Here is a 1,609-nt window from a genome sequence, read left to right on the forward strand (position 1 = left end):
CGGTGTCGCACATGCTAACGTTGGCTGGTCTGAGAAAAGACGAAGACATTATGGTTGTGATAAAGACGCAAAATGAGCACGTCCATCGCCCGTCGAAAGCGCGCCATTGTCCTTGTTCAGCATCTGAGTGCCGTGGCCGACGGGCGCGGTTCGGTGCCTGCCGTTCCTGCACCATGCGACAGGACGTCGCCAAGTGCGCGAGCGTCGTGGCGAGCCGGACCGTCCGGAGGTCAGGTCCGCGAGCGAGCCTTCCAGTAGGCGCTCTGAGGGTTTGTGGCCACGTCGTGAATCTTGTCGGCGACGACGGCCATGCCCGGGAAGGGGCTGAAGGCTGTCTTGCTCTCGCTGACATAGGAGCCGCCGCGCCCGTCCGGTCTGACGTCGAAGGTCGACTGGAACGCGGCAACGGGAGACGCGGCCAGGAACTCGCCAGGACGGCTTCGCGTCGCCAGAACGCCAGGCGGCAGGCCATTGGGGGCGCCATCCCGCACGGTCATGTTGTCAACGATCCGCCTGGCGACTTGGGGATTGTCGGCGGTGTGGAAGGTACGCGTCGATGTGCTGGTGAAAAAGCCCATGGCTGGTTGTCGGCGACGCGCCCCAGACGTCGCTCGGACGATCGGCGGAGTACGGTCCTACAGCCGCGGCAAATGCGATTTAACTCCCCCGCCTTCAACTTCGGGGAACCGGCTGCGAACTGCGTCCGCAAGCAGACGATCGAAGTGATCTCGGTCCGCCGTGACGACGACACCGCCGCCGACGACCTTGTTCGCCACGGCGATTGCCAATGCGACCAGTCTGTGGCGCAAGAGCACCACCTGGAACTGTCGTCCTTTTGTTTCCAGCTGCCAGGCCATCATGCGGAGACGAAATTCGTTGGTAAATCCTGTCATCGCTACCGTGTCGAAAAACATCGTGATCCCGCCAGCAGCAAGCTGCGGATTCGCGGTGCTGTGGATGAAGTCGAAGGCCTCAACATCCATGCGGCCCGCCAGCGTCAGATGGAGCAACCCTGGCGCCAAATGACGAGCGCGGGCGGTCGCACCCACCGTCTCAAACAAGTCTTCGGCCATCCCAACGCGCACGCGCCGACTCTACTCGCACAAGACTCTGCTACGCGCGGCTGCGTGGTCGCCGCCACCACCGACGGCACTGCGCTCCTCTCAACAGGCGGTGTTCTAACCAACGAGGCGTCGTGAACGAGAGCGACCTCGTCCGAGAACGAAACGCTCGGCGGGAGCCCAACGGGATGTTTCGAGCGCCAGAAGAATTTGCTCGAAACACGATACGAAAGCGCGGCGGAGTCCTTGTTGAGCACCGTAGACCCAACCGTTCGCGATCGGCTGGGGGAGGCATCGTTCGCGGAAACGACGTTGTGTTGGCCATCCGCCTCGACGAGAGCGGGCCGCGAGACGGTCGCACGCCGGAGACGCACTCGAGACACGATCCCAACCCGACCAGCCAACACGGGCATGTGCGCAGGGCTTTTTTTGGCTACGCCAAAAAAGACATCTCCGCGGGTCCTCGCTGGTCTGTGAACGGCTCGTACCTCGCCATCACAGCCCAGCTGCGGCCCGCTCCGATGTCGCACATGCTAACGTTGGCTGGT

2 protein-coding genes are annotated in these 1,609 nt (G+C 62.9%); both read right to left on the minus strand.

Features of this window, described 5'->3' with window-relative positions; genetic code table 11:
- Window positions 1–230 precede the first annotated feature (230 nt).
- Complete coding sequence (locus Q8K49_RS01810) at window positions 231–578, minus strand: hypothetical protein (protein WP_305303719.1); 348 nt, start codon at window positions 576–578, stop codon at window positions 231–233.
- Between the two features lie 57 nt (window positions 579–635).
- Window positions 636–1,073 (minus strand): hypothetical protein, encoded by a 438-nt coding sequence (locus tag Q8K49_RS01815; RefSeq protein WP_305303720.1) that lies wholly within the window; start codon window positions 1,071–1,073, stop codon window positions 636–638.
- Between the last annotated feature and the right edge of the window lie 536 nt (window positions 1,074–1,609).

The sequence above is a fragment of the Brevundimonas sp. genome (assembly GCF_030682035.1).
GTDB lineage: Bacteria > Pseudomonadota > Alphaproteobacteria > Caulobacterales > Caulobacteraceae > Brevundimonas.